The organism is Pedobacter jeongneungensis, from assembly GCF_039538295.1.
Lineage (GTDB): Bacteria > Bacteroidota > Bacteroidia > Sphingobacteriales > Sphingobacteriaceae > Pedobacter > Pedobacter jeongneungensis.
Genome location: NZ_BAABBY010000013.1, coordinates 128857 through 152207 on the forward strand (window position 1 = coordinate 128857; position 23351 = coordinate 152207).

At 39.7% G+C, this 23351-nt stretch carries 15 protein-coding genes; 5 read left to right on the forward strand and 10 right to left on the reverse strand.

Annotation, left to right across the window (positions count from 1 at the left end; translation table 11 throughout):
- Positions 1-15 precede the first annotated feature (15 nt).
- A complete protein-coding gene (locus ABD769_RS22050) occupies positions 16-306 on the reverse strand; it encodes a DciA family protein (RefSeq protein WP_344853517.1) in 291 nt (96 codons plus the stop codon).
- Positions 299-1402, reverse strand: a complete 1104-nt coding sequence (gene recF, locus ABD769_RS22055; protein ID WP_344853518.1) for a DNA replication/repair protein RecF — start codon at positions 1400-1402, stop codon at positions 299-301. The genes ABD769_RS22050 and recF overlap by 8 nt, the downstream gene beginning before the upstream one ends.
- 123 nt (positions 1403-1525) lie before the next feature.
- On the opposite strand from recF, the gene ABD769_RS22060 reads away from it, so the two are divergent.
- Together ABD769_RS22060 and ABD769_RS22065 are read left to right on the forward strand one after the other, a co-directional pair.
- Positions 1526-1918, forward strand: a complete 393-nt coding sequence (locus tag ABD769_RS22060; RefSeq protein ID WP_344853519.1) for a hypothetical protein — start codon at positions 1526-1528, stop codon at positions 1916-1918.
- A 123-nt stretch (positions 1919-2041) separates the two neighbouring features.
- The gene (locus ABD769_RS22065) at positions 2042-2707 is read left to right on the forward strand and encodes a tetratricopeptide repeat protein (protein ID WP_344853520.1); all 666 of its coding nucleotides are present in this window, start codon (positions 2042-2044) and stop codon (positions 2705-2707) included.
- 991 nt (positions 2708-3698) lie between these two features.
- Here the strand turns inward: ABD769_RS22065 and pth are convergent.
- From pth to ABD769_RS22080, 3 genes are all read right to left on the reverse strand, one after another.
- Entirely contained in the window at positions 3699-4259 is a 561-nt protein-coding gene (gene pth, locus ABD769_RS22070) for an aminoacyl-tRNA hydrolase (RefSeq protein ID WP_344853521.1), read from the reverse strand.
- A 209-nt stretch (positions 4260-4468) separates the two neighbouring features.
- Positions 4469-5053, reverse strand: coding sequence for a 50S ribosomal protein L25/general stress protein Ctc (locus tag ABD769_RS22075; protein ID WP_344853522.1), 585 nt, complete (start codon positions 5051-5053; stop codon positions 4469-4471).
- Positions 5054-5238: 185 nt separating this feature from the next.
- The gene (locus ABD769_RS22080; protein WP_344853538.1) at positions 5239-6180 is read right to left on the reverse strand and encodes a ribose-phosphate pyrophosphokinase; all 942 of its coding nucleotides are present in this window, start codon (positions 6178-6180) and stop codon (positions 5239-5241) included.
- 370 nt (positions 6181-6550) lie between these two features.
- Here ABD769_RS22080 and ABD769_RS22085 point away from each other — a divergent pair, with 370 nt between their 5' ends.
- On the forward strand, positions 6551-9577 hold the full coding sequence (locus tag ABD769_RS22085) for a glycosyltransferase family 117 protein (RefSeq protein ID WP_344853523.1): 3027 nt from the start codon (positions 6551-6553) through the stop codon (positions 9575-9577).
- Positions 9578-9794: 217 nt separating this feature from the next.
- Positions 9795-12839, forward strand: a complete 3045-nt coding sequence (locus ABD769_RS22090; RefSeq protein ID WP_344853524.1) for a glycosyltransferase family 117 protein — start codon at positions 9795-9797, stop codon at positions 12837-12839.
- Positions 12840-13136: 297 nt separating this feature from the next.
- Here ABD769_RS22090 and ABD769_RS22095 read toward each other — a convergent pair whose 3' ends face one another.
- The 3 genes from ABD769_RS22095 to ABD769_RS22105 all read right to left on the reverse strand — a co-directional run bounded on the left by ABD769_RS22095 (position 13137) and on the right by ABD769_RS22105 (position 17634).
- Positions 13137-14099: an acetyl-CoA carboxylase carboxyltransferase subunit alpha gene (locus ABD769_RS22095; RefSeq protein WP_344853525.1), complete on the reverse strand. Its 963-nt coding sequence runs from the start codon at positions 14097-14099 to the stop codon at positions 13137-13139.
- Positions 14100-14895: 796 nt separating this feature from the next.
- Positions 14896-16455, reverse strand: a complete 1560-nt coding sequence (locus ABD769_RS22100; protein ID WP_344853526.1) for a S10 family peptidase — start codon at positions 16453-16455, stop codon at positions 14896-14898.
- A gap of 162 nt (positions 16456-16617) precedes the next feature.
- Positions 16618-17634 carry an EndoS/ChiA family endoglycosidase gene (locus ABD769_RS22105; protein ID WP_344853527.1) on the reverse strand — a complete coding sequence of 339 codons (1017 nt, stop codon included), beginning with the start codon at positions 17632-17634 and terminating at the stop codon, positions 16618-16620.
- Between the two features lie 420 nt (positions 17635-18054).
- On the opposite strand from ABD769_RS22105, the gene ABD769_RS22110 reads away from it, so the two are divergent.
- Complete coding sequence (locus ABD769_RS22110) at positions 18055-18186, forward strand: hypothetical protein (RefSeq protein ID WP_344853528.1); 132 nt, start codon at positions 18055-18057, stop codon at positions 18184-18186.
- A gap of 118 nt (positions 18187-18304) precedes the next feature.
- On the opposite strand, the gene ABD769_RS22115 is transcribed toward ABD769_RS22110, so the two are convergent.
- Both ABD769_RS22115 and ABD769_RS22120 read right to left on the reverse strand, forming a co-directional pair.
- Positions 18305-19900, reverse strand: a complete 1596-nt coding sequence (locus ABD769_RS22115; protein ID WP_344853529.1) for a SusD/RagB family nutrient-binding outer membrane lipoprotein — start codon at positions 19898-19900, stop codon at positions 18305-18307.
- A gap of 19 nt (positions 19901-19919) precedes the next feature.
- Positions 19920-23198 carry a SusC/RagA family TonB-linked outer membrane protein gene (locus tag ABD769_RS22120; RefSeq protein WP_344853530.1) on the reverse strand — a complete coding sequence of 1093 codons (3279 nt, stop codon included), beginning with the start codon at positions 23196-23198 and terminating at the stop codon, positions 19920-19922.
- Positions 23199-23351: the final 153 nt, after the last annotated feature.

The following is a 23351-nucleotide window of genomic DNA, read 5'->3' on the forward strand; positions in this document are numbered from 1 at the left end:
TCCTTTTTATTTTGCCTATAAAAATATCATTTCGGTAATTACCTCGCTCCCGGCATGCTCATTCAGCTTTTGAATAATGCCCTGGCGCACCATAATCAGTTCGTTTTTGATTACTGATGATTCTATGCGCAAAAACAGTTTTTTATCGTGGATATAAATCTGTTTCGTCCGGTTAGCTATGGCGGTGCCCATAATCTCCGGCCAGATAGACAAGATAGATGTTTCATCAAATTTACGGCGCAAACGATACACATCCAGCATTTTGCTGATGGCATCTTTTACGGTAACATCATTGGGTTTACGCATTTTCTATGGTTCCGTTATCAACTTCAAACAAAGTTACATCAACTTCTATTTTTTCGAAAATTGATTTTACCCTTTCTTTTCCGGTATCTGTAATAAATATCTGCCCAAAATCATGGTGGGAAACCATTTGCATCAGTTTTTGAACGCGGTGATCGTCTAGTTTATCAAAAATATCATCCAGTAACAGCAGCGGTTTAAAGCCTTTGTTTCTCGCGAGGTAAGCATACTGGGCAATTTTTAAAGCAATTAGAAATGATTTCTGCTGTCCCTGCGAACCAAACTTCTTTAAAGGCATATCGCTGATTACAAAAGCGAGTTCGTCTTTATGGATCCCGGTTGTGGTCCGTTCCAATACACGGTCTTTCTCTACCGATTTTTTCAACAGCTCTTCGAAAGTAGCGTCATTTAACTGCGACTGGTAATTCAGCTCAACAATTTCCTTATTTTCGGTAAGGTAGATATAATACTGATTAAACAACGGAATAAATTCATCCATAAAAGCTTTACGGATGGCAAAAATTTTATTCCCGGCAATAATCAGTTGCTCATCTAAAATTTCGAGCAGGGTTGGGTCGTATTTTCGGGTAAGGGCAATCTGCTTTAAAAAAGCGTTGCGGTTTAACAGGATGCGGTTATAGGTAATCAGCTGATCGAGGTAATGTGCATCGGTTTGCGAAATTACGTTATCGATAAACTTCCTCCGCTCCTCACTCCCTTCCATAATCAGATTTACATCATAAGGCGAAACCATTACCACCGGGAAAAGTCCGATATGATCGGCCAGTTTATCGTATTCCTTTTTATTTCGTTTAAACTGTTTTTTCTGGTTGCGTTTTACCCCACAGGAGATTTTTTCGTTTTTTTCGTTGCGGTCAAAATCACCCTGGATCATAAAAACCTCTTCGCTGGTTTTTATCTGCTGACTATCGATCGGGTTAAAGTAACTTTTACATAGACAGAGGTAATGGATGGCATCGAGCATATTGGTTTTGCCCGAACCGTTGTTACCCGTAAAAACGTTCACAGTTTCCGAGAAATGGAGATCTGCATCGCTATAGTTCTTAAAATTTAGAAGGGTAATGTTTTTCAACCACATAAATATGTCACAAATTTACCGTTTTTTAACCTCTTAACATCCATTGTTTAAAATTAACGTTAATTACATTTAAAAAAATTGTACTTTCATAGCAAGGAAAAAATTTAGATGGTAGCACAAAAAATGTTAGAGGGAAATGTTCTCTGGTCTTACGACCACGAACTGACCAATGAAAAAAGTTCAGGCTGGATCAAAAAAATTGCCGGTTTATTCTCGTTTTTAAAACCGCTTCATAATCATGAAGGTAATATCCTGTTGGCATCAAATGGTCTTTTTATTACCGGCGATGAGCAACTGGAACTTCCATTATCCCATATAGAAGAAGTTTACATGGGCTTTGATGATGTTTTCCCGGCCTCATCTGCAAAAAACTTCGGTTTGTTCTGGCAACCAATCAGGATCCGGTCGACCATTAGCCGTTCCGAAAGCCAAACCGTGTACCTCGTAATTAACCATACGGGGATTTTTAGCGACAACCAAACCTGGTTTAATACCTTAATTAGCCTGCTGCGTTAATTGTTGAAGGTATTTTAATCTTTCCTATCCTAAATAACTAATGTTTAATTAAATACTTCAAAATAAAGATTGATACTTTGATTGAAAAATGTATTTTTGCAATCTTAAATTTTTTAAACAAACATGTCTACAACAGATAACCAGACAATTCAACCAACTAAAAAAGGTTCATTTTTACAAGAGAATAATAAGAGCTTACTGTTTATTGCAGGTGCTGTAGTTTTATTAGTTTTAATATATCTTTGGTATCAAGGCGTGTATTTAAAAGGTCGTGCTGAAGAAGCCGCCAGCAAAATGTACAAAGCAGAGCAATTTGTTGGGGTAGATTCACTATCAAACAAAGCAGTAAAAGGCGAAGGTGGTTACCCGGGCTTAGAGCAGATTGCAAAAGAATACGATAACACCAAATCGGCAAACTTAGCCAACCTTTATTTAGGCGGTATCTATTTACGTAAAGGCGAATACAAACAAGCGATCGAATCGTTAAGTAAATATAGCGCTACAGGTAGTCCTGTTGCAGATCCATTGGCTTTAGGTTTATTGGGTGATGCTTACAGCGAATTGAAAGATTTTAAACAAGCAGCAACTTATTATAAAAAAGCAGCAGATAAAGCCAGTAAATTTACTTCGCCAATGTTCTTAAAAAAATTAGGATTGGTTAATGAAAGTCAAAATGATTTTAAAGGCGCTGTTGAAGCCTATACTAAAGTAAAAACACAATATCCGGAGAGTGCAGAAGCGCAATTAATTGATGCTTACATAGCAAGGGCTCAGGAAAAAGTTAAATAATCATTAACTAACTATATTTATTAAAAGATCATCGAAAGATGGTCTTTTTTTGTTTAGTGGCTTTTCGTTATCTCGGATTTACTGATAATGATACGCTATCAGAATCCGTAATTTCGATAGGAGTGCAACGAAGTAGAGAACCACGTATTGCTCAGCGGAGCTAAATCTGTCAAGATAGATCTCTCTCCCGAACATTCTGGACTTCGCTTCAGTCTCGAGATGACGACAACTAAGAACATCCGTTTTTTTTTGGAAATCACGTGCAGATGCGTTTAGTTTGCTACAGTCCCGCTCTTCGTTTTTTCCGATGATTAATCTGGTAACGTAATTTATCGATAAGCATCGGAACCACTGCGATCGGGTTTAGGTGGCAGGGATAGTAATGCTATTTTGGGTTGCAGGATGCAGAAGAATTGTCTTCAAATGCTCTGTGAGGACACAGACCATGGATTAGAGTGTCATTCTATGTTTGGTGGCTCACAAAAGAAGAACATTTTTTTTTTCGAAATCAGGTGCAGATGCATTTAGTTTGCTGCAGTCCCGCTCTCCGTTTTTTCCGATGCTGATTGATCTGGTACCGTAATTTATTGATAAGCATCGGAACCACTGCGATCGGGTTTAGGTGGCAGGGATAGTAATGCTATTTTGGGTTGCAAGATGCAGAAAAATTGTCTTCAATGCCCTGTGAGGACACAGACCATGGATTAGAGTGCTATTCCATGTTTGGTGGCTCACAAAAAAGAACATCTTTTTTTGGAAATCAGGTGCAGATGCATTTAGTTTGCTGCAGTCCCACTCTCCGTTTTTTCCGATGCTGATTAATCTGGTACCATAATTTATTGATAAGCATCGGAACTACTGCGATCGGGTTTAGGTGGCACTGCCAGTAATGCTATAAGGGCTGCATGATGCAGAGAAAAGATCCTCCGCTAAGCTCAGGATGACAGCGTGAACAATTAACCAATTTAAACAGTTAACCGATTAACCAACCTTATTTATTAAAAGCCGTCATAGTATGCGCTGGCCCGATGGTAACGAAACTTTTAATCAGTTCTACACTTTTATCAATTAAAGCAGGCAGTTCCAATTGTTCGTTTGTATCAAATAAGCCTAAAACAAAATCTACCTGTCGTCCTTTCGGGTAATCGTTACCGATGCCGAAACGTAGGCGTGCATAATTTTGTCCTCCGCAAACTTCTTCAATGCTTTTTAAACCATTGTGGCCTGCACTCGAGCCTTGTAATTTCAATCTTAACTTACCCAATGGCAAAGCAAGGTCATCTACTATTACCAGCACGTTCTCAGGCGCAATTTTCAGCTCTTTCATCCAATAGTTAACCGCCTTACCGCTCAGGTTCATAAAGGTTGTTGGCTTAATTACATGCAGTTTTTTACCTTTAAAGCTCACTTCCGAATAATATGCGAGGCGGATATTATCAAAACTACCACCTAAACCTTTAACCAGTTCATCGGCAATATCAAAACCAATATTATGTCGGGTATGTGCATAATCCGGTCCGATATTCCCCAAGCCAACTATAAGATATTTCATGGGGCAAAGATAAAAAAAAGGTCCGAAGTCAGGAGTCCGAAGTCGGGAGTTCGTACCACGAATTTAATTCATTCATTTTCAAACAGTTTTTAATGAATGGCGGGGCGATTAGCGGATTTAATCTCATATAAATAAAAAAAGCGGCACAAAATTGCTTTTGTACCGCTTTTAAAATCTGTGTAATCACATTAATCTGTGATATCAGTGTACTATTTTTTACCTTTAGCAGCTTCAGTTTCTGCTTGTTTTAATGCTCTAGACATTGCAACAGAAACGATAGTATCTTCAGGAGTGTTAGTGATCACATATTTCTGACCTTGAAGATCGCGAACACGGAACAAGCTACCTACTTCTAATTTTTCTAAGCTTACTTCTACGTTTTGTGGCATATCAGCTGGTAATGCTTTAACACGTAGTTTACGTAATTTCTGGATTAATTTACCCCCCATTTTAACACCTGGAGAAGTTCCTGTTAATTTAACCGGGATCTCCATAACGATTTCTTTCTCGTCGAATAACTGAAGAAAATCGATGTGCATTAATACGTCGGTAAGTGGGTGAAACTGAGTATCTTTAACGATAGCTTTAGTTTTAGTACCGTTTACATCGATTTCCACAAAATTAACTTCCGGGGTATAAATAACATCTCTTAAATCAGCAATAACCACAGCTAAGTGTTGTTGCTCTTTTCCACCATACAATACCGCCGGAACTTTACCTTCGTAACGAAGTTCCTTGGCATCGCGTTTCCCTACGTTCTCTCTTGGAGAACCGCTAATTGCGATTGTTTTCATTTTTTTATTTATTTAATTATTAGTAGTAAGTATTAAGTATCGAGTATCAAGACTTTAAGCCTTTAACTTTTTACCTTCAACCTTATTTAAACTCTTTTTTATGTTTAACTGGTTAATTGTTCAAATTGGTTAACTGAAAATAAATCTACAATTAACCGATTAACCAGTTTCTACAGTTAACCCAACTATACCCTAAACAGATCGCTAATTGATCCATGCTCATTTACATTGGCAATTGCCCTTGCAAATAAACTTGCGGTACTTAAAACCCTTATTTTCGAACTTTCCTGTTTTAACGGGATTGTATCGGTTACTATCAGCTCAGTTAACACCGAATTTTCTACGGTTTCTATTGCTTTGCCTGATAATACGGCATGTGTACAAACGGCTCTTACACTTGCAGCACCATTTTCCATAATCAGGGCAGCAGCTTTTGATAAGGTTCCGGCAGTATCGCAGATATCATCTATCAATACTACATCCTGTCCGGTAACATCACCAATAATCGACATTGATTCAATTTCGTTGGCACGTTTACGGCGTTTATCGCAAATAATTACCTCTGCATTAAAAAACTTGGCAAAAGTACGCGCCCTGTACGAACCGCCCATATCTGGCGATGCAATGGTTAAGTTTTTTAAGCCTAAGCTTTTGATATAGGGAACAAAAATTACCGATCCATCTAAGTGATCAACCGGAATATCGAAGAAACCCTGTATCTGTGCAGCATGTAAATCCATCGTCATGATGCGGTGAATACCTGCCGACTTTAATAAATTGGCCACCAGTTTGGCGCCGATTGCTACACGCGGTTTGTCTTTTCTGTCCTGACGGGCCAAACCATAATAAGGAACCACTGCTGTAATGTAATGTGCAGATGCTCTTTTAGCGGCATCAACCATTAGCAAAAGTTCCATTAAGTTATCGCTGGGCTGATAAGTAGACTGGATTAGAAAAACATCGCTACCACGGATCGACTCATCAAAGGAAGGTTGAAACTCTCCATCGCTAAATTTGTGGATGGTTACGCTACCAAGTGGCTTGCCGTAGTGTTCGGCAATTTTCAGTGATAATCCCTTAGAACCTGTTCCGGAAAAAAGTTTTACCGGGTTAAACTGCAATGGCATGGTCCGTGTGTAGTTTACGGTTAAAAAAAATCGGATCATGTAGATTTAAACATGATCCGACGTTAAATTTCTGTTGTCCGACCTGGATTCGAACCAAGACAAACGGTACCAAAAACCGTTGTACTACCCTTATACTATCGGACAAAATTTATCAAGGATATTCTCCTCGAAAGGGAATGCAAATGTAGGAACCTTATTTTAATTATGCAAGAGTGATTTTAAAATATTTTTAATTTCTTTCCTGCTGTTCTTTGTTTGCGATGCAAAGATAAAAAAATGATCATATCTGATGCAACATTTTATTTTTTTCTACGACTTTTTTTACTGCGAACCACTTAAATCATTTATTATCAAAGACTAAATTTTTACTATGAATTACTCAAGGATCAACACCATTGGAGGCTGGCTGTGTTTTACCGTTGCCGCACTCACGTACATTTTAACTTTAGATCAATCCGTAAGTTTCTGGGACTGTGGCGAATTTATCTCCTCAGCCTTCCGAATGGAGGTAGTGCACCAGCCTGGCGCCCCTATCGTCTCCATGATCCAAAGATTATTCTCAACATTGGCATTTGGCGATAAAACCAAAGTAGCCTACTTCGTAAATATTGCTTCGGCACTTGCCAGTGCGGGTACTATTTTGTTTTTATTCTGGACCATTACTGCCCTGGCGAAGAAAACAGTGGTTAAAAAAGGCGAAGAAATCAGCAAGCAACAGATCATCGGCATTATGGGTGCAGGTGTGGTTGGTGCGCTGGCTTATGCCTTTTCTGATAGCTTCTGGTTTTCGGCGGTAGAGGCTGAGGTTTACGCCATGTCGTCGCTTTGCAGTGCTATTGTATTTTGGGGCATCTTAAAATGGGAATCGCAGGCCGATGAACCAAAAGCAGACCGGTGGTTACTTTTTGTAGCTTATATTATGGGGCTTTCTATCGGTGTGCATATTTTAAACCTGCTTACCATCCCTGCATTAATATTTGTTTATTATTTTAAAAAGAACCCAAGCCCTACCTGGCAAAGCATTGTAAAAATATTTTTTGTTTCTGTTGCAGCTTTAGCGGTGGTGCAATTTGGCATTATTCAATATGTAGTATCGCTTGCCGCGAGTTTCGATTACTTTTTTGTAAACACCATGAACCTGGGTTTCGGCACAGGAATATTATTTTTTGCTGTTTTATTAATCGGAGGCTTAGTTTATGGTATCCGTTATTCTATCCTTAAAAATAAAAGGGCTTTAAACCTGATTTTGCTATTCACCGTATTGCTTTTGTTCGGTTACAGCTCTTTTGCACTGTTGGTAATCAGGGCGCAGGCCAAACCCAATCTCAACAATTACAATGTAGATAATGTATTCTCACTTTCGAGGTATTTAGGCCGCGACCAATATGGCGACAGGCCTTTACTTTATGGCGAGAATTACAATTCAGAAAAAACCGACATTAAGGAAACAGGTAAAATCTTCCGCAAAGGGGATAAAAAATATGAATCTGCCGGAACAAAATCGGCCTATGTTTTTGCCGATAAAACTTTAATGCCAAGGATGTACAGCGATAAACCCGAGCATGTACGGTTTTATAAAAACTATATGGGTTTTGATGAGGAACATAAACCTACGCTGGCAGATAATTTAAAATATCTGTTCTCTTTCCAGGCCGGACAAATGTATATGCGTTATTTTATGTGGAATTTTGTTGGAAGGCAGGACAATGAAGACGGGCAATTTGGCGGAAAAGACGGCAACTGGCTTAGCGGCATTAAACCGGTTGATGCGATCATATTGGGCAGTCAAAAAAACCTTCCCCCCTCTATTGTGGAGAACAAAGCTTATAACAGGTTTTTCTTTTTACCTTTAATTATCGGCCTCATCGGAGCCGTTTGGCATTTTAAACGCAACCAGAAAGATGCCGGCATTATCGGTTTGTTATTCATTTTTACCGGAATTGCGATTGTTGTTTACTTAAATTCTGTTCCTATTGAGCCCCGCGAAAGGGATTATGCCTATGTAGGCTCATTTTACGCCTTTGCGATATGGATTGGCTTAGGTGTATTCGGATTGAAGGAATGGGTGTTTAGAAATTTAACACCGGCACGGGCGGGTATTTTTGCATCGGTTATTGCATTATTTGGTGCGCCAATAATAATGGCCAACCAGGGCTGGGATGATCACGATCGTTCTCAAAGTCATGTAGCCAGAGATATGTCGGTAAATTACCTAAAATCATGTGCGCCCAACGCCATTTTATTCACTTATGGTGATAACGACACCTATCCGGTTTGGTATGCGCAGGAGGTAGAAAATGTGCGTCCGGACGTACGCGTGGTAAACCTGAGCCTATTTACTGCCGATTGGTACATTGATGGCATGCGGAAAAAGCAAAACGAATCAGCTCCATTGCCCATCACCTTAAAACCTGAACAATATGTTGAGGGTACGAGAGACATTATGTATTATCAGGATTATAAAATTGCCCAACGCGTTGAATTACAGCAGATTTTAGATATTCTCCTCTCCGATAATGACGATGATAAGGTAACCATGAACGATGGTTCCAAGTACAATGTATTGCCGACTAAAAACCTGAAACTTGCCGTAAGTCCGCAACAGGTTTTAGATACCGGTACTGTACCCAAAGAAGATGCGGGGAAAATTGCAAATAGTATGGAATGGACTTTCAATCAAAATTACGTAACCAAGGGAACGCTTGCTTTATTTGATATTTTAGTTCACAATAACTGGGAGCGGCCGATTTATTTTACTGGTGCCATGCCTGATGAGCAGTATTTAGGATTGAACAAATACCTTTATTCGGAAGGTTTGAACAAAAGGCTGCTTCCTTTGAAACCCGATACAGCCATCACGGAAGATTATGAACGCATTAATATTAAACCTCTGTACAATAACCTCATGAATGTTTATGGTTATGGCAACATTAAAAATGCCAACCATTTAGACAGGCAATCGGCTGATGATGTAACCATGCTCTCGAATATGTTTAACGGTTTGTTAAACGGCATGATCAACGAAGGTAAGATGGCGGAAAGTAAAAAAGTGGCAGATAAATACCTTGAAGTAATCCCAGCTAAATTTTACAGCATGCGCCAGGTAATGAGCACCTATTATTTTACCGAAAGTCTATACCGCTTAAACGACTTAAACCATGCCAATGCAATGATTAAAAAAACAGCTGATTATGTTGGGAAAGAACTGACCCACCTAGCCGATGTTTCGGAAAGTAAAAACCAGTTAACTTCTGAGCAGGACGTACGTTTTTACCTTGGTTATTTAGGTCAGATGGTAAAATTAACAGAGGTATTTAAGCAAGCCGGGTTGAGCAAAAGCCTCGAAAAACAATATAATGATTTGTTTGCGCGTTTCGCACCTTATGCAAACGGTTAACTCAAAAACATTCTAAATTTTAACCCATAGGCAGATTTTAAGATTTTTGCTTATGGGTCTTTATTTTCCAAATCGCTTTAAATCCTTTATGTTAACTGGCTTAGGCCGTTAAAAATTGTTAAATCAATCTAAAAATTTACCTGTTTTATCGACTAGAATAGTTAATTTCGGCAGCATTTTTATGTGAAAACAATTTTTAATATCATTAAACAAACCAATGAATTATTCAAAAGTTAATAATATAGTAGGCTGGATCTGCTTTTTAATTGCTACACTAACTTACGTTTTAACCTTAGAGCCTTCTGCAAGTTTCTGGGACTGCGGCGAATTTATCGCATCGGCATTCAGGATGCAGGTTGTACACCAGCCGGGTGCACCTTTATTCTTAATGATCCAGCGTTTCTTCTCTATTTTCGCAACAGGAGATTTAACCAAAATTGCTTACTGGATGAACGTGGGTTCGGCTGTTTCAAGCGGAGCGACTATCTTATTCTTATTTTGGACAATCACTGCACTGGCTAAAAAAACAATATTAAAAGCTGGCGAAGAACTGACTACAGGCAAACTGATCAGCATTATGGGTGCCGGTGCCGTTGGTGCTTTAGCTTATACTTTTTCTGATAGTTTCTGGTTCTCGGCTGTAGAATCAGAGGTTTATGCGCAATCGTCGTTATTTACTGCTATCGTTTTCTGGGCCATCCTTAAATGGGAAGCACATGCCGATGAGCCACGTGCCGATCGCTGGTTATTGTTTATTGCCTATATCATGGGTTTATCAATCGGTATCCACTTGTTAAACTTATTAACTATTCCCGCGCTTGCTTTTATCTATTACTTTAAAAGAACAGATAAGGCAACAACAGCAGGGATTTTCAAAACACTTATTGTTGGTATCTTAATTTTAGCGGTAATTCAATATGGAATTATCCAATACCTGGTTTCGTTCGGTGCTTATTTCGATCTTTTCTTTGTAAATACTTTAGGTTTAGGTTTTGGAACCGGAGTTTTATTTTTCGCTATATTATTAATAGGTGGAATGGTTTGGGGCATCCGTTATTCGATTAAACACCAAAAGAAATTATTGAATTTAGGTTTACTTTCTGTGGTATTAATCATTTTCGGTTATGCATCTTTCTCGATGATCATCATCCGTGCGAAGGCAGATCCAAACTTAAATAACAGTGCTCCTAAAGATGCTTTCTCTTTTCTTAGCTACTTAAACCGCGAACAATATGGCGACAGGCCACTGGCTTACGGACCAAATTATAACTCTGAAAGAACAGGGGTAACGGAAGGAAAAACCATCTGGAGAAAAGGTAAAGACAAATACGAAGTAGCGGGTAAAAAAACCGACTACGAGTACAACAACAATACGTTACTGCCACGTATGTACAGCGATGATGCAAGGCATGCAAGTTTTTACAAAGAATGGATGCACCTGGATGATTCAAAAAACCCTAACCTGGTTGATAATGTGGGCTTTTTGGCCAGTTACCAGATCGGTTACATGTACATGCGTTATTTCTTCTGGAATTTTGTTGGTCGCCAGAACGATGAGCAAGGTCAGGGAAGTGGTTTTGAAGGGGAATGGATCAGCGGTATTAAACCAATTGATACTATGTTGAGGGGCGATCAAAGTCACTTACCGCCTTCAACTTTTGATAATAAAGCTTATAACCGCTTCTTCTTTTTACCATTAATTATGGGAATAATCGGTGCGCTTTGGCATTTCAAACGCAACCAGAAAGATGCTGGTGTGGTGGCTTTATTGTTCTTCTTTACCGGTATTGCGATTGTATTGTATTTAAATCAGAAACCATTAGAGCCACGCGAAAGGGATTATGCATATGTAGGTTCGTTCTATGCCTTTGCCATATGGATCGGTCTTGGGGCGCTCGCCATAAAGGAATGGTTATTTAAAAAATTAACCCCAACCACGGGTGCCATTGGTGCCACGGTAATCGGTTTACTGGCCGCTCCGGTAATTATGGCTGAGCAGGGCTGGGATGACCACGATCGTTCTACCAAACTGGTTCCACATGATATTGCATTGGATTATCTTCAATCTTGTGCGCCAAACGCCATCTTATTTACCTATGGTGATAACGATACTTACCCGCTTTGGTATATCCAGGAGGTTGAAAATGTACGTCCGGATGTGCGTATTGTAAACTTAAGTTTGTTCGATACGGATTGGTACATCAATGGTTTAAGACAAAAACAAAACGAGTCGGCACCATTGCCTATCACCATGAAACCTGAGCAGTATGTACAGGGCGAAAGGGATGTAATGCCGTACGATGATTATAAAATTGCAGGCAGTATCGAACTTAAAAACGTAGTTGATTTATTGTTATCAAACGACGATAGTGATAAGGTACCGATGCAGGATGGAACAAAATCGAACTTCCTGCCGACTAAAAATCTAAAAATTACAATAGATCCGCAACAAGTGGTGAGCACAGGAACGGTGCCGGCAGCTGATGCTTCGAAAATAGCAACAGAAATGGACTGGAAGTTTAACAAAGGTTATGTAACCAAAGGTACGTTGGCCATGTTCGATATCCTTGCCCACAATAACTGGAAACGTCCTATTTATTTCGCATCTACCGTGCCTTCTGAGCAATATAATGGTTTAGATAAATATTTGTACAGCGAAGGTTTAGCCTTGCGTTTATTGCCGTTAAAAGCTGATACAACAGCGTCAGAAGAGAGACCAGAGCAGTTAAATACGCCTGCGATGTACAATAATGTGATGACCAAGTTTAAATGGGGCAATATGAAAACTGCCAAATACTTAGATCCACAATCATCTGATGATACTTTTATCTTCACCAACATTTTCAGCAGCTTAACCGGCAGCCTGATTAAAGATGGTAAAACTGATGAAGCGAAAAAAGTTGTAGACAAATATTTTGCGGTAATGCCAACTGATAAATTCTTCGGTATCCGTACTGTTGTAGTGAAATTCTACATGGCCGAAAACTTATATAAATTGGGCGAAACGGCAAGAGCGAATGATATCATGGATAAATCCGGAGAGTATATCAACAAAGAATTAACCTACTTAGCTGATATTTCTCAATCGAAAGGTTTAACCGGATCGCAGAATATTCAAACTGGTTTATATTACCTGGATAGGATGATTAAAACCAGTAAAGCTGCTGGTCAGGATAAACTGAGTGATAAACTACAGAAAACATTTAATGCTTTAGAGAGCCGTTTATCAGCTTTCTTCCCGCAACAGGGTCCGCAGCAATAAGCGGATATTGAAATAGATTATAAAGCAGCTGCATTAATTTGTAGCTGCTTTTTTATTGTCCAAACCTATTGCGCTTGCGCTCGTTTCTAACGAGAGCAAGCTTGATAAATGCTTGCGCTCGTTTCTAACGAGTGCAGCAATAGCCTTACGATTTTATCGTAAAACAGATAGCCCATTAATTAAACCGTAAAATACGGAATCCTATTTACACGCTCGTTAGAAGCGAGCGTGAGCAACCCACAAAAAAATCCTGTTCAGCATTACCGAACAGGATTTCCAATTTTATTTTTAAAATGATTATTCGTTTACAACGCCCATCGCACAGAATTTGTCAATTCTTTGTTCGATCAGTTTATCGGTTTTTAATTTACCAAGAGCGGTTAAATCTTTAACAATATACTCTTTCAACGTTTTGCCCATCAATTCCGGATCCTGGTGTGCACCACCAAGCGGCTCAGGGATAATGCCATCAATCAGTTTATTGCCAAACATATCGTCAGAGGTTAACTTAAGGCATTCTGCGGCTTTCTCTTTAAAATCCCAGCTTCTCCATAAGATAGATGAGCACGATTCAGGAGAGATAACCGAATACCAGGTATGCTCCAGCATATACACTTTATCGCCGATACCAATACCCAAAGCACCACCAGAGGCACCTTCGCCAACAACAATACAAATGATTGGCACACGCAATACCGACATTTCCAACAGGTTTCTGGCAATCGCTTCACCTTGTCCACGTTCTTCTGCCTCTAAACCCGGGTAAGCGCCCATTGTATCGATAAAAGAAACCACAGGTTTATTAAATTTCTCTGCCAAACGCATTAAACGTAACGCTTTACGGTAACCTTCAGGGTTAGCCATCCCAAAATTACGGAACTGACGCTCTTTGGTATTTTTACCTTTCTGGTGACCAATAACCATAACCGTTTGACCGTTAATGGAAGCAAAACCACCAATAATCGCCTTATCATCCTTTACCGTTCTATCGCCATGCATTTCGATGAAATCATCACAAATCATGTTAATATAATCGAGGGTTTGCGGACGATCAGGGTGACGGCTCATCTGAACCTTGTTCCAACCGGTTAAATTTTTATATAAGTTATTGGTAGTTTCATTTAATTTACCATCAAGCTCGTCTAACGTGGCAGACATATCTACCTTGGTTTTTTCGGCAACTTGCTTAACCTTTTCTATCTGCTGAACTAAATCGGCAATAGGTTTTTCAAAATCGAATGATGTTTTTATCTGCTGCATAATTGAACCACAAAAATAAGTAATTATTTTTAGTTTGTAGCGAACAGTTTTTTTGTTTGCGTTTTAGAGAGGATAAATCATTTTAGCAAGGCTGATAAAAGAGCGTTACAAATGTGATTTACTTCTTTTTTTTGGAAAGCAAATGCAATGGTGCTTGGGTTGGGTGCTCTCCCGCCATCGTTCCTGCTCCGATGAAAAATCGGGAGCATCCACTAAGTCGGGTTTAGATTACAACAGTTCCTGCTACTATGAAGGGTTTCCGTGCCACCGCCTGATTACACCAAACGTTCCTACGGAACGTAAACGCCGATCATAATTGGCTACTATCCGGGAATCGTCCCGATGGGACGCTCTGTGTTATAAAACTTTACGTTCCATCTGCCAATATTATTTAGCCGGTTCAACTATCGTTAGATAAGGCGTCCCATCGGGACGCTTACCAGGTAGAAAAAAAATAATATTTTATTTTTTGTGTCGTTCCATAGGATCGTTTCATTTTTCGCTAAAAGAAAAATATCTGGCAACCATGCAGGATCTCCGTGCCGCAGACCAATCCCCTTAGCCCTGATTGAAATGAAAAGCCCGCAATCCCGGTTTTTCATCGGGAGAGGACTTGTAATGTAAAGCAGGACGAACAATTAATCATTGTACAGCATCTGCGCTCCAAAAAAAAATAAAAATTATTTTAAAGCATTTACAATAATTAGCCTGGTGATGAAATCTTTAACGATTTACCTGAAATCGCTAGAGATTTCTTCATTTAGTAGCACTTCAATCGAAACGACGACCGATTTTTTTAAAATTTAGCAGCCTCGCCTGCTTTTGGCAATGCTTTTTTAATAAACTCGCGGATATGGTTATTCGCCGTTTTCAGGTCATCTTTACGCAGGTACATCATGTGCCCGCTGCGGTAACCTTCCCAGCTCATTCTATCCTGAAGTTTACCCGCAGCATCTAACTGCCACATGCTGTATTTGGCATTAAAATAATCGCAGGCGCCATCATAATAGCCAGATTGGACTAATAAATGCAGGTATGGGTTTTGCGCCATGGCCTGACGGAGGTTATCCCCTGTCTGATCACCGGTTTTATCCCAGGGATATACCGAACCGAACATGTTATATTTTAAATCGGTTTTATAATTAAGTTCGTTACGGATGTACATATTAATGGCCGGCGTAAAGGAGTGCAGCCACGAAGTCAATTCAGCATTATAATCAGGTCCTTCACCTGCGCCCATTTTATCGATGCCACGGTAGCGCGAATCTAAACGGCCAACAGTAAAACCTTTGTCCCTTAACAATTCTTTCCAGAAGAAATCGGTAGGTACGTTGAGGTTGTAATCTAAAATCACTTTTTCTGAAAGGCCAGAATAACGGGCCATTTTTGTTGCTATGGCTTTCTTTTTATCGGTGCTTAACATTCCGCCCTGCGAAATGGCCGGAATCAGCTCGTTGATGGTAAAACTTTCTACTTCGGGCAACATTGCGGTTAAATCTTTGCCCTCTAAATCGGCTGCCAGAGCTTTGTGGTACCAGGCAGTGGCTGCAAAATAAGGCAAACGCAGCGCCGCATCAACGGGGCCACTACGCTCAATACCCAGCTCAGTTGGCGATACGAGTACCACACCGTTTAAATACATCCATTGATTGTTCTGCAGCTCCAAAGCCAAACCCGAAACACGGGTGGTGCCATAACTTTCGCCAATTAAAAATTTTGGCGAGGCCCAGCGGTTATTACGGGTTACAAAAGTATTGATCCACTCGGCCAGGTATTTAATATCGGCACGTACGCCAAAAAATTTATTAGTCGGGATATCTTTGCTCACCGCCCTCGAATAACCGGTATTAACGGGATCGATGTAAACTACATCGGCAACATCTAAAATAGAATATGGATTTTCTTTATAACCATAAGGTTGTACAGGATAACCTTCGTCGTCGATATTCAGCACCACCGGGCCGGTATAGGCAATGTGCATCCAAACGGAAGCAGAACCTGGTCCGCCATTAAAAGAAATCACCAAAGGGCGCTTATCCCGGTTTTGTACATCGCTACGCTCGTAATAGGTATAAAATAAGCCGGCAATGGGTTTACCATCTTCATCCCAAACCGGAAGTGTACCTGTGGTAGCTTTGTAAGGAACAGCTTTTCCATCAATGGTTACCGAGTGGTTGGTTACAACCGAACTCTCTACCTTGATGGTTCGCTCATTGCCTGATGATTTGGGTTCATCTTTAACGGTAACCTGTGTAGTGGTTACGGTTTCTTTCGATTGATTCTTTTTCGGTGCCTGTTGTGCATGTACAAACAATGTGGCACACAAAAATGTGGTGAGTATAAATCTGAATTTCATTTGAAAGTTAGTTTGGTGCATAAATATCAAATTAATGCGCCGTTAATCAAAAAAACTGATTAGAAATGTTACCATAAAAAAGACTGCCTTGCTTTTTGGGCAAGGCAGGCATAAGGTTCACACTATTTTAAAAAGTCTTCTGATCTAACTTATGTCCAGTATTTACGGATTCATTATTTTAATCAGATCTTTGGTAACCTTAAAATTAGGGTGAACAATTGTATTATCATGTGGCGAAGTAAGTGCAGCATCTCTATCAATTGCATAGCTAACCACTCCACCTTTTTTGCTGCCTCCGGTTGGCTGCCACCTTGCATAATCATATGCCCTGCCTGTACCATTTTGGGGATAGAGAACATCATCCCAATAATTACCCGGATATCCGTTTTCCTCATAAAAAGAAAACCCGGGCACAAATTTTTTCGACGGGATATTAGGTGAAAAGGTATTCCAGGTATTTTGTAATGTAGACGAGCCACTGCCATAAGCCTGAAGCCATACATAATCGATCATCCCACATACATTTTTAAAAAACGGAGTATTGCCATCCTGATTGGTATCATAGGTGAGCAGTTTCCCTGTTCCTGATTTTGGCCCCAGGTAGGCGGATAGGGCTGTATAAATTCCCGTTTTCTCTGTTAATTCGGCACCTGTAACATTATGCTCAATATCGATGTCGAAGCCGTCTAAACCATATTTATTAACCGTTTCATCCATTATTTTTTTGGCTGCGGCAGCGTAACCGGCAGCATTCTGACCGGCACCTGCCGGCATGGTTAAAGAGCCCGTAATAATCACTTTTGTTCCTCTCGCATGCAGGTATGGAATATAAACATCCTTTAGTTTTGTCCAGTAGGGCGAATCGCTTGGGGTGTAATTCGTAAATACAATCACTACATCCAGGCTATCAGGCAATTCAGTCATAACCGGATCATTCGCATTTCCACTTACTACCCTATCACGCCAGGTACGATAAAACCCCGCGGTTATCTGGTGATCACTTTTTTTATAGGCAATAAGGTTCTCCAGGCTGGTGCCTGATGCTAAAGCAGACTGTTTATTTTGTAATGACAACTGATTTTCCTGTTGATCATCAACAGCATTTTTTTTACAGCTGCTCAAATTAACGATTACAGCTGAGGTAAGAATGACCAAAGCTGCTTTTTTAAAGATTTTCATAGGTTAAATATTTAGTTAAAGTTTTTTTAGAACTTAATCCAAATACAATACCAGCAATAAAATTTCTGTTTATTCCATTACTGATATTTTGGGTGTACGACAAAATATAGTTCCAGAATCATTTAGCGCTGCTATTTTTATTCATAAAGAAATTCCATTTTTTTGAAAGAAAACAAAAGAATGAATTTACCTGCAATTCGATTCGGGGAAAATCATCTACAAAATGTAGAAATTTAACCCCAAAAATATTGAGCCTTAATCAAAATGGATTACTTGTAGAACATAAAAAACCAGCAAAGCTTTTGGCAATGCCGGTTCTGCAAAAAACTGCTGCAAATAAAGCAGTAGACCTATATTAAGTAATCAGCTAACCATTTTTTTGGAGCAACTTTAACATGAGCAGGTGTAAAACTGCTAAAAATGCAAATGATAAAAGCGAATACTGCCATCAATAAGGTAATTGATTTTTCATTTAACTGGTTTAAACAGGTTGAGATTTATACAATGGATTTTGTTTGGGGTGCCACCGCAGTAGCTAAGTTAAAATTTTAGTTATCAGCTTTTTACCAAAAATGCTGCGCAAACGTTTGCCCAAAATCAGATCAGATAAAAAAGCCGACAACGCAATAATGCATTGTCGGCTGAATGATAAACCGGGATGATTTATATATTATTTATCCCACCAAACCCTGCCGGTGAGGTTATCGCCACCAGGTACAGCTGAAGAGGCTGCTTTGTAATTGGCGTTATTTTTAGCCGCTTCTTCTACCGGGTATGGGAAACGGCGTGGAATAGTACCATTAGTAGCATTGCCTGGATAAACTACCGGGGTTAAAGCCGGAAACCCAGATCTGCGCCAGTTAGACCATGTTTCATAAAAATCGAGCATAGTACAGGTATGTAACCAATATTGAGTATTGATCATTTCTAAACCGTTTGCTGCAATGTATGGATTGGCTGCAGCATAAGCATCAGCAACAGTACCCGAAATGGCTAAGCTTGCATCATACTGCGATAAGAAAGTAATACCAGCTGACAATCCACTGGCGTAATGGTTAGCAGCAGAACCACCTATTGCCCATCTTTGCGCAGCTTCTGCCAATAAAAGTTCGCTTTCGGCATAGGTTAAAATAAAAGTTACACCGTCCTTTTTAATCATTGCCGGATTTGGTGAAGAATAAGCCGGAAACGTGGTATAAGAGGCATCCTGCCTCACATCCCTTCCAGCAATCCCGCTTAAATCTTTCCCGTTAGGCATTCCTTTCTGCACAAGCGGATCAGCACTGTAATTAGGATTTTGGGCTTTGCTGTTTTCATCAAGAAAAAGTCCGGTAACGGCAACTTTTCCTAATCGTGGATCGTTTGCTGTTTTTAATTTATTGATAAAAGTCTGCGACCATTTCACATAATAATTTTCCTGCCCTCCATCGCCTGCCAATACCTGGCTATTACGATTTTGAGTTACCCTCGCACCTGAGACATCATGTTTTACAAAAGCATTATCATCATTACTGATCATTGTTTTACCGATTACCTTCTGAGCGTAGGCCTTAGCCGTATTTTCATCAACTTTGGTTAAACGCATAGCAATGCGCAACAGCAAAGTGTTTCCAAAGCGCTTCCATTTATTAATGTCACCTTTGTAAATGGCATCTCCGGTTACTTTATCGCCATTAACATCCAATGCATTTGTAGCCTCTTCTACTTCTTTTAATAAATCGGTATAAATGGCCTGTTGTTTATCATATTTTGGTGCAAGATTGCCGGTATAATAGCCTTGTCCAGCTTCTGAGTAAGGTGCATCGCCATACAGGTCGGTAATGCGCTCAAAAATCAATGCTTTCCATAAGCGGGCAACCTGGCGTACATTATTATATTTCGGAACACCTTTTGTAAACTCTACAATATCTACAATCGGCTTAACCTGTTCTACATAAGCACCTACTGTAGTACTGCCCCAGTAAGCTGCGGTATAACCTTCGTTCAGTAAATATTTATCTCCTGCCCAATAACTCACCACGGTAGAAAGTCCCTGCATCATGGTAGAAGAATAAATTAAATTTCCCCTCCAGGTATCGTAAGCAAAATCTATACTGCCTGTATAAGTAAGTTGTGCAGTGGTTAGGGTATAATTAGGATCAAATGTTGCTGCGCCGTAAGCAGATGGGTTGGTATTAATATCCTCGAAATTTTTGGTACAAGCCGAGATCATTAACATGCCGCTACAAAATAACAGGCTATATTTTTTTAATATGTTCGTTTTCATTGTTCTGTCTGTTTAAAATTTAAAGCTTCACACTAAGGTTTATACCAAACGTTCTAACCGGTGGTACACCACCCAGTTCCAGTCCTGGAAAAGTTGCGTTATAACTCGATTCAGGGTCGATATTATCCGTTTTTTTCATCAGGATAAACAGGTTCCTGCCTACAAGGCTTACATTTAAACCATGTATTTTGTTGTTGAACATTTTTGCAGGGAAATTATAACCCAAAGTCATTTGCCTGAACTTGATGAAACTTGCATCCTGCACAAATTTATTAGACACATTATCTGCTGATAGCTGATAGTAAGTTGCGGCCGTGTTACCCAATGCTTCGCGGTTTTCGAGCGTAGCCTGGTGTAAACCAAAAACATAACCATAATAATCAGTTGCAGAGAATACCTTACCCCCCCATTTACCATCAATTAGGAAAGATAGGGTTGCACCTTTATAATTAAACTCGTTGTTCCAGCCTGCAAACCATTTATTGTAAGCAGAACCATAGGCAACCAGGTCGCCACGCTGCGGGGCATTATTTGCACCCAGCATAATATTTCCTGATGCATCATACTTATAATCGTAAGCCATTACCTGAGACGCAGCTTTACCCGGAATGTTCTGTAAAAAGCCTACGCCCGATCTTGAAGTAGCAATCAGGTTTGAGGTAACCCCATCAGCAAGCGAGATCACTTTATTATCGTTATATGATCCGTTTAAAGAAGAAGTCCATACAAAATCCTGGTTCTTTACCACCTGGCCAGATAATAGCAGCTCTACCCCTTTATTTTCGATTTTACCAGAGTTCAAAACCGCACCACTAAAACCAGTAGAGGTAGAAGTGGTTACAAAAGTGATTTCATCTTTAGATATTTTTTTATACCAGGTAAAATCAAGATTTAAACGATCGCCGAAAAAGCGCATTTCGGTTCCTATTTCCAATTCTGATGCTTTTGAAGCTTTTAAGGCAGAATTTGGAATATTTACGTTCGAAATGGTGCCCAATGGCAGTCCGTTTAAAACTTCGCTTCTTAAACTATAAGTCAGCAAGGTTTGATAAGGGTCGGTAGCCTGACCAACTACAGCATAACCTGCCCTAACTTTACCAAAGCTTAAGAATGATGGTTTCCAAAGTTCAGAGAAAACAAATGAACCGCTAATGGAAGGATAAATCACATTTAACTTATTATCTTTACCAGGAGTGGCCAGGGTAGAAAACCAATCAGTACGGCCACTACCGGTTAAATATAAAATATCTTTATAGGCAAGTTCAAGCGTACCGTACACCGATTGTGTTTCAGCTTCGGATGCCACATAAGCCACCGATTTATTTTTAGCATTTAGAATATTATAAACCCCAAACACGGCAAAATCAGAACCACTGTTTGTGGTTTGAGTTATACTTGTTCTGCGGTAACTACCACCTATATTTGGTGTAACAGAGAAATCTTCATCTACTTTAAAAGGCTTTCCGATTAATACATCCACATTGATATCAGCAAATTTAGTGGCTTGTTCTACAATTTTACCAGGCGCATAATACGCTGTACCAGATGGAACTACATTTTTATACGTATCGTTATAACCATCGCGACCAGCACGTCCCTGTAAAAATAAACCGTTATCGAAAGTATAGCGGGCGTTAAAAGAACTGATCAAACGGTCGCGTTTGGTATCATTTACAAATTCGTTTGCCGCAAACCATGGATTAGTTGCATATGCATTGCCTTTATTATACTGGATTTCATTTCCATTGGCATCTTTCCATGGATCGAGATCTTTTACACTTACACTGGTTGGTAAAAAAGCTACGTTATAGTTGGCATTACCTGCACCATCCGAAACCATTGGCCTGTTTTTGGCCTGCTCTAAAATATAGTTCATGCGGGCATCAATGGTTAAGCGTTTAATTGGGTTAAAAGTACCTACCAGGTTAAAAGACTGCCTGTTTAAGCCAGAGTTTGGCACAACAGAATTGTTATGAACATCATTTGCAGATAAACGGATAGTACCCCCATCAAAACTCTTGTTTAAAGCAACCGTGTTAGACCATGTGCCTCCCGTGCGGTAAAAATCTTCGATATTATTTTTCTGCGCAGAATATGGCCTGCTTACACCATCAAACTGAACCACATTAGATCCGTCTAATTTTGCACCCCAGCTTGATCCTCCTACCTGTGCTGCAGCAGCAGCATCAGTTGGTTTTACTCCGTTGGCGCCTTGTCCGTAAACATATTGCCAGTTGGTTCTGTCCATTACCTGTTCTGCAACATAATTGGTATTAAATTCGATGCTGTTGCCTTTTCCGCTTTTCGTAGTAATTAAAATTACGCCTGCCTTAGCACGGTATCCATATAGGGCCGCAGCGGCAGCGCCTTTTAATACTGAAATACTTTCAATATCATCTGGATTCAAGTTTCCGACCGCATCTCCTAAATCTGGAGCATTATCGTACTGACTACCCGAATTGCCATTAGCATTTAAGTTATTTAAACCTACCGGTTTATTTTCCATTGGCACACCGTTAATAACATATAAAGGCTGGTTGGTTTGGCTTAAGCTTGATACCCCACGAATGGTTACGCTTGTTGCGGCACCAGCACCACCAGATGTTGAGCTGATATCTAAACCAGCTACTTTACCTACCAAAGAGTTAGCCACATTATTTTCTCTCGCCTGGGTTAAGGTTTCGCCACCAATCTGCGTAACCGAATAACCTAAAGCCCTTCTTTCTTTTTTAATACCCAAAGCCGTTACTACCACATCGGTAAGCTGTTTGGTATCTTCAGTTAAAACAATATTAATGGTAGTTTGTGAACCAATGGCTACTTCTTTGGTCTGAAAACCGGCATAAGAAACCACCAGAACTGCATTTTCAGGTGCGTTTAAAACAAATTTTCCGTTTATATCTGTTGAGGTACCTATCCCCGTTCCTTTAACCCTTACACTGGCACCTGGTAAGCTGCCACCCTGGGCATCTTTTACCGTTCCCGAAATAGGAACCTCTTTATTTTTGCTAATGACAATTAAGCCACCATCAGAAACAGAATATTTCAGGTTTGTTCTGTTTAAAATGGCTGCCAAAACATCGGTAACCAAAGTATTGGTTACAGTAATGCTTACATCCTTATTAACAGGAACGTAAGACGAGCTGTAAACAAAATGGTAACTGCTTTGCTGCTCAATAATCTGTAAAACCCTGGCCAGTTTTGTTTTCTTAACATCTAATGAAATTTTTTCCTGCGAAAAAACCGATGCGGAAACATTAAGGCAGGTAATGAACACCATAATACAGGCTAGTTTCATTAGCATAATGAATTTTAGGAGCGCTTTATATTTGGGGCGCCCTTGCAGTAAGTAATAATAAATCATATTTTTGTTTTTTTTGGTTGCATAAGTTCCTGGCAGCAATCTGTTTGCGCATAAACTGCCATTAATTGATCAAAAAAGAAATTCAAG

What these genes read in the sequence shown, in the direction of transcription:
- ABD769_RS22120 (WP_344853530.1), bottom strand. Translation starts at nt 23,198, where the DNA reads ATGAAACTAGCCTGTATTATGGTGTTCATTACCTGCCTTAATGTTTCC.
- ABD769_RS22065 (WP_344853520.1), top strand. Translation starts at nt 2,042, where the DNA reads ATGTCTACAACAGATAACCAGACAATTCAACCAACTAAAAAAGGTTCA.
- ABD769_RS22105 (WP_344853527.1), bottom strand. Translation starts at nt 17,634, where the DNA reads ATGAAAATCTTTAAAAAAGCAGCTTTGGTCATTCTTACCTCAGCTGTA.
- ABD769_RS22075 (WP_344853522.1), bottom strand. Translation starts at nt 5,053, where the DNA reads ATGAAAACAATCGCAATTAGCGGTTCTCCAAGAGAGAACGTAGGGAAA.
- ABD769_RS22090 (WP_344853524.1), top strand. Translation starts at nt 9,795, where the DNA reads ATGAATTATTCAAAAGTTAATAATATAGTAGGCTGGATCTGCTTTTTA.
- ABD769_RS22050 (WP_344853517.1), bottom strand. Translation starts at nt 306, where the DNA reads ATGCGTAAACCCAATGATGTTACCGTAAAAGATGCCATCAGCAAAATG.
- ABD769_RS22085 (WP_344853523.1), top strand. Translation starts at nt 6,551, where the DNA reads ATGAATTACTCAAGGATCAACACCATTGGAGGCTGGCTGTGTTTTACC.
- ABD769_RS22110 (WP_344853528.1), top strand. Translation starts at nt 18,055, where the DNA reads ATGCAAATGATAAAAGCGAATACTGCCATCAATAAGGTAATTGATTTT.
- ABD769_RS22095 (WP_344853525.1), bottom strand. Translation starts at nt 14,099, where the DNA reads ATGCAGCAGATAAAAACATCATTCGATTTTGAAAAACCTATTGCCGAT.
- pth (WP_344853521.1), bottom strand. Translation starts at nt 4,259, where the DNA reads ATGAAATATCTTATAGTTGGCTTGGGGAATATCGGACCGGATTATGCA.
- ABD769_RS22060 (WP_344853519.1), top strand. Translation starts at nt 1,526, where the DNA reads ATGTTAGAGGGAAATGTTCTCTGGTCTTACGACCACGAACTGACCAAT.
- recF (WP_344853518.1), bottom strand. Translation starts at nt 1,402, where the DNA reads ATGTGGTTGAAAAACATTACCCTTCTAAATTTTAAGAACTATAGCGAT.
- ABD769_RS22080 (WP_344853538.1), bottom strand. Translation starts at nt 6,180, where the DNA reads ATGCCATTGCAGTTTAACCCGGTAAAACTTTTTTCCGGAACAGGTTCT.
- ABD769_RS22115 (WP_344853529.1), bottom strand. Translation starts at nt 19,900, where the DNA reads ATGAAAACGAACATATTAAAAAAATATAGCCTGTTATTTTGTAGCGGC.
- ABD769_RS22100 (WP_344853526.1), bottom strand. Translation starts at nt 16,455, where the DNA reads ATGAAATTCAGATTTATACTCACCACATTTTTGTGTGCCACATTGTTT.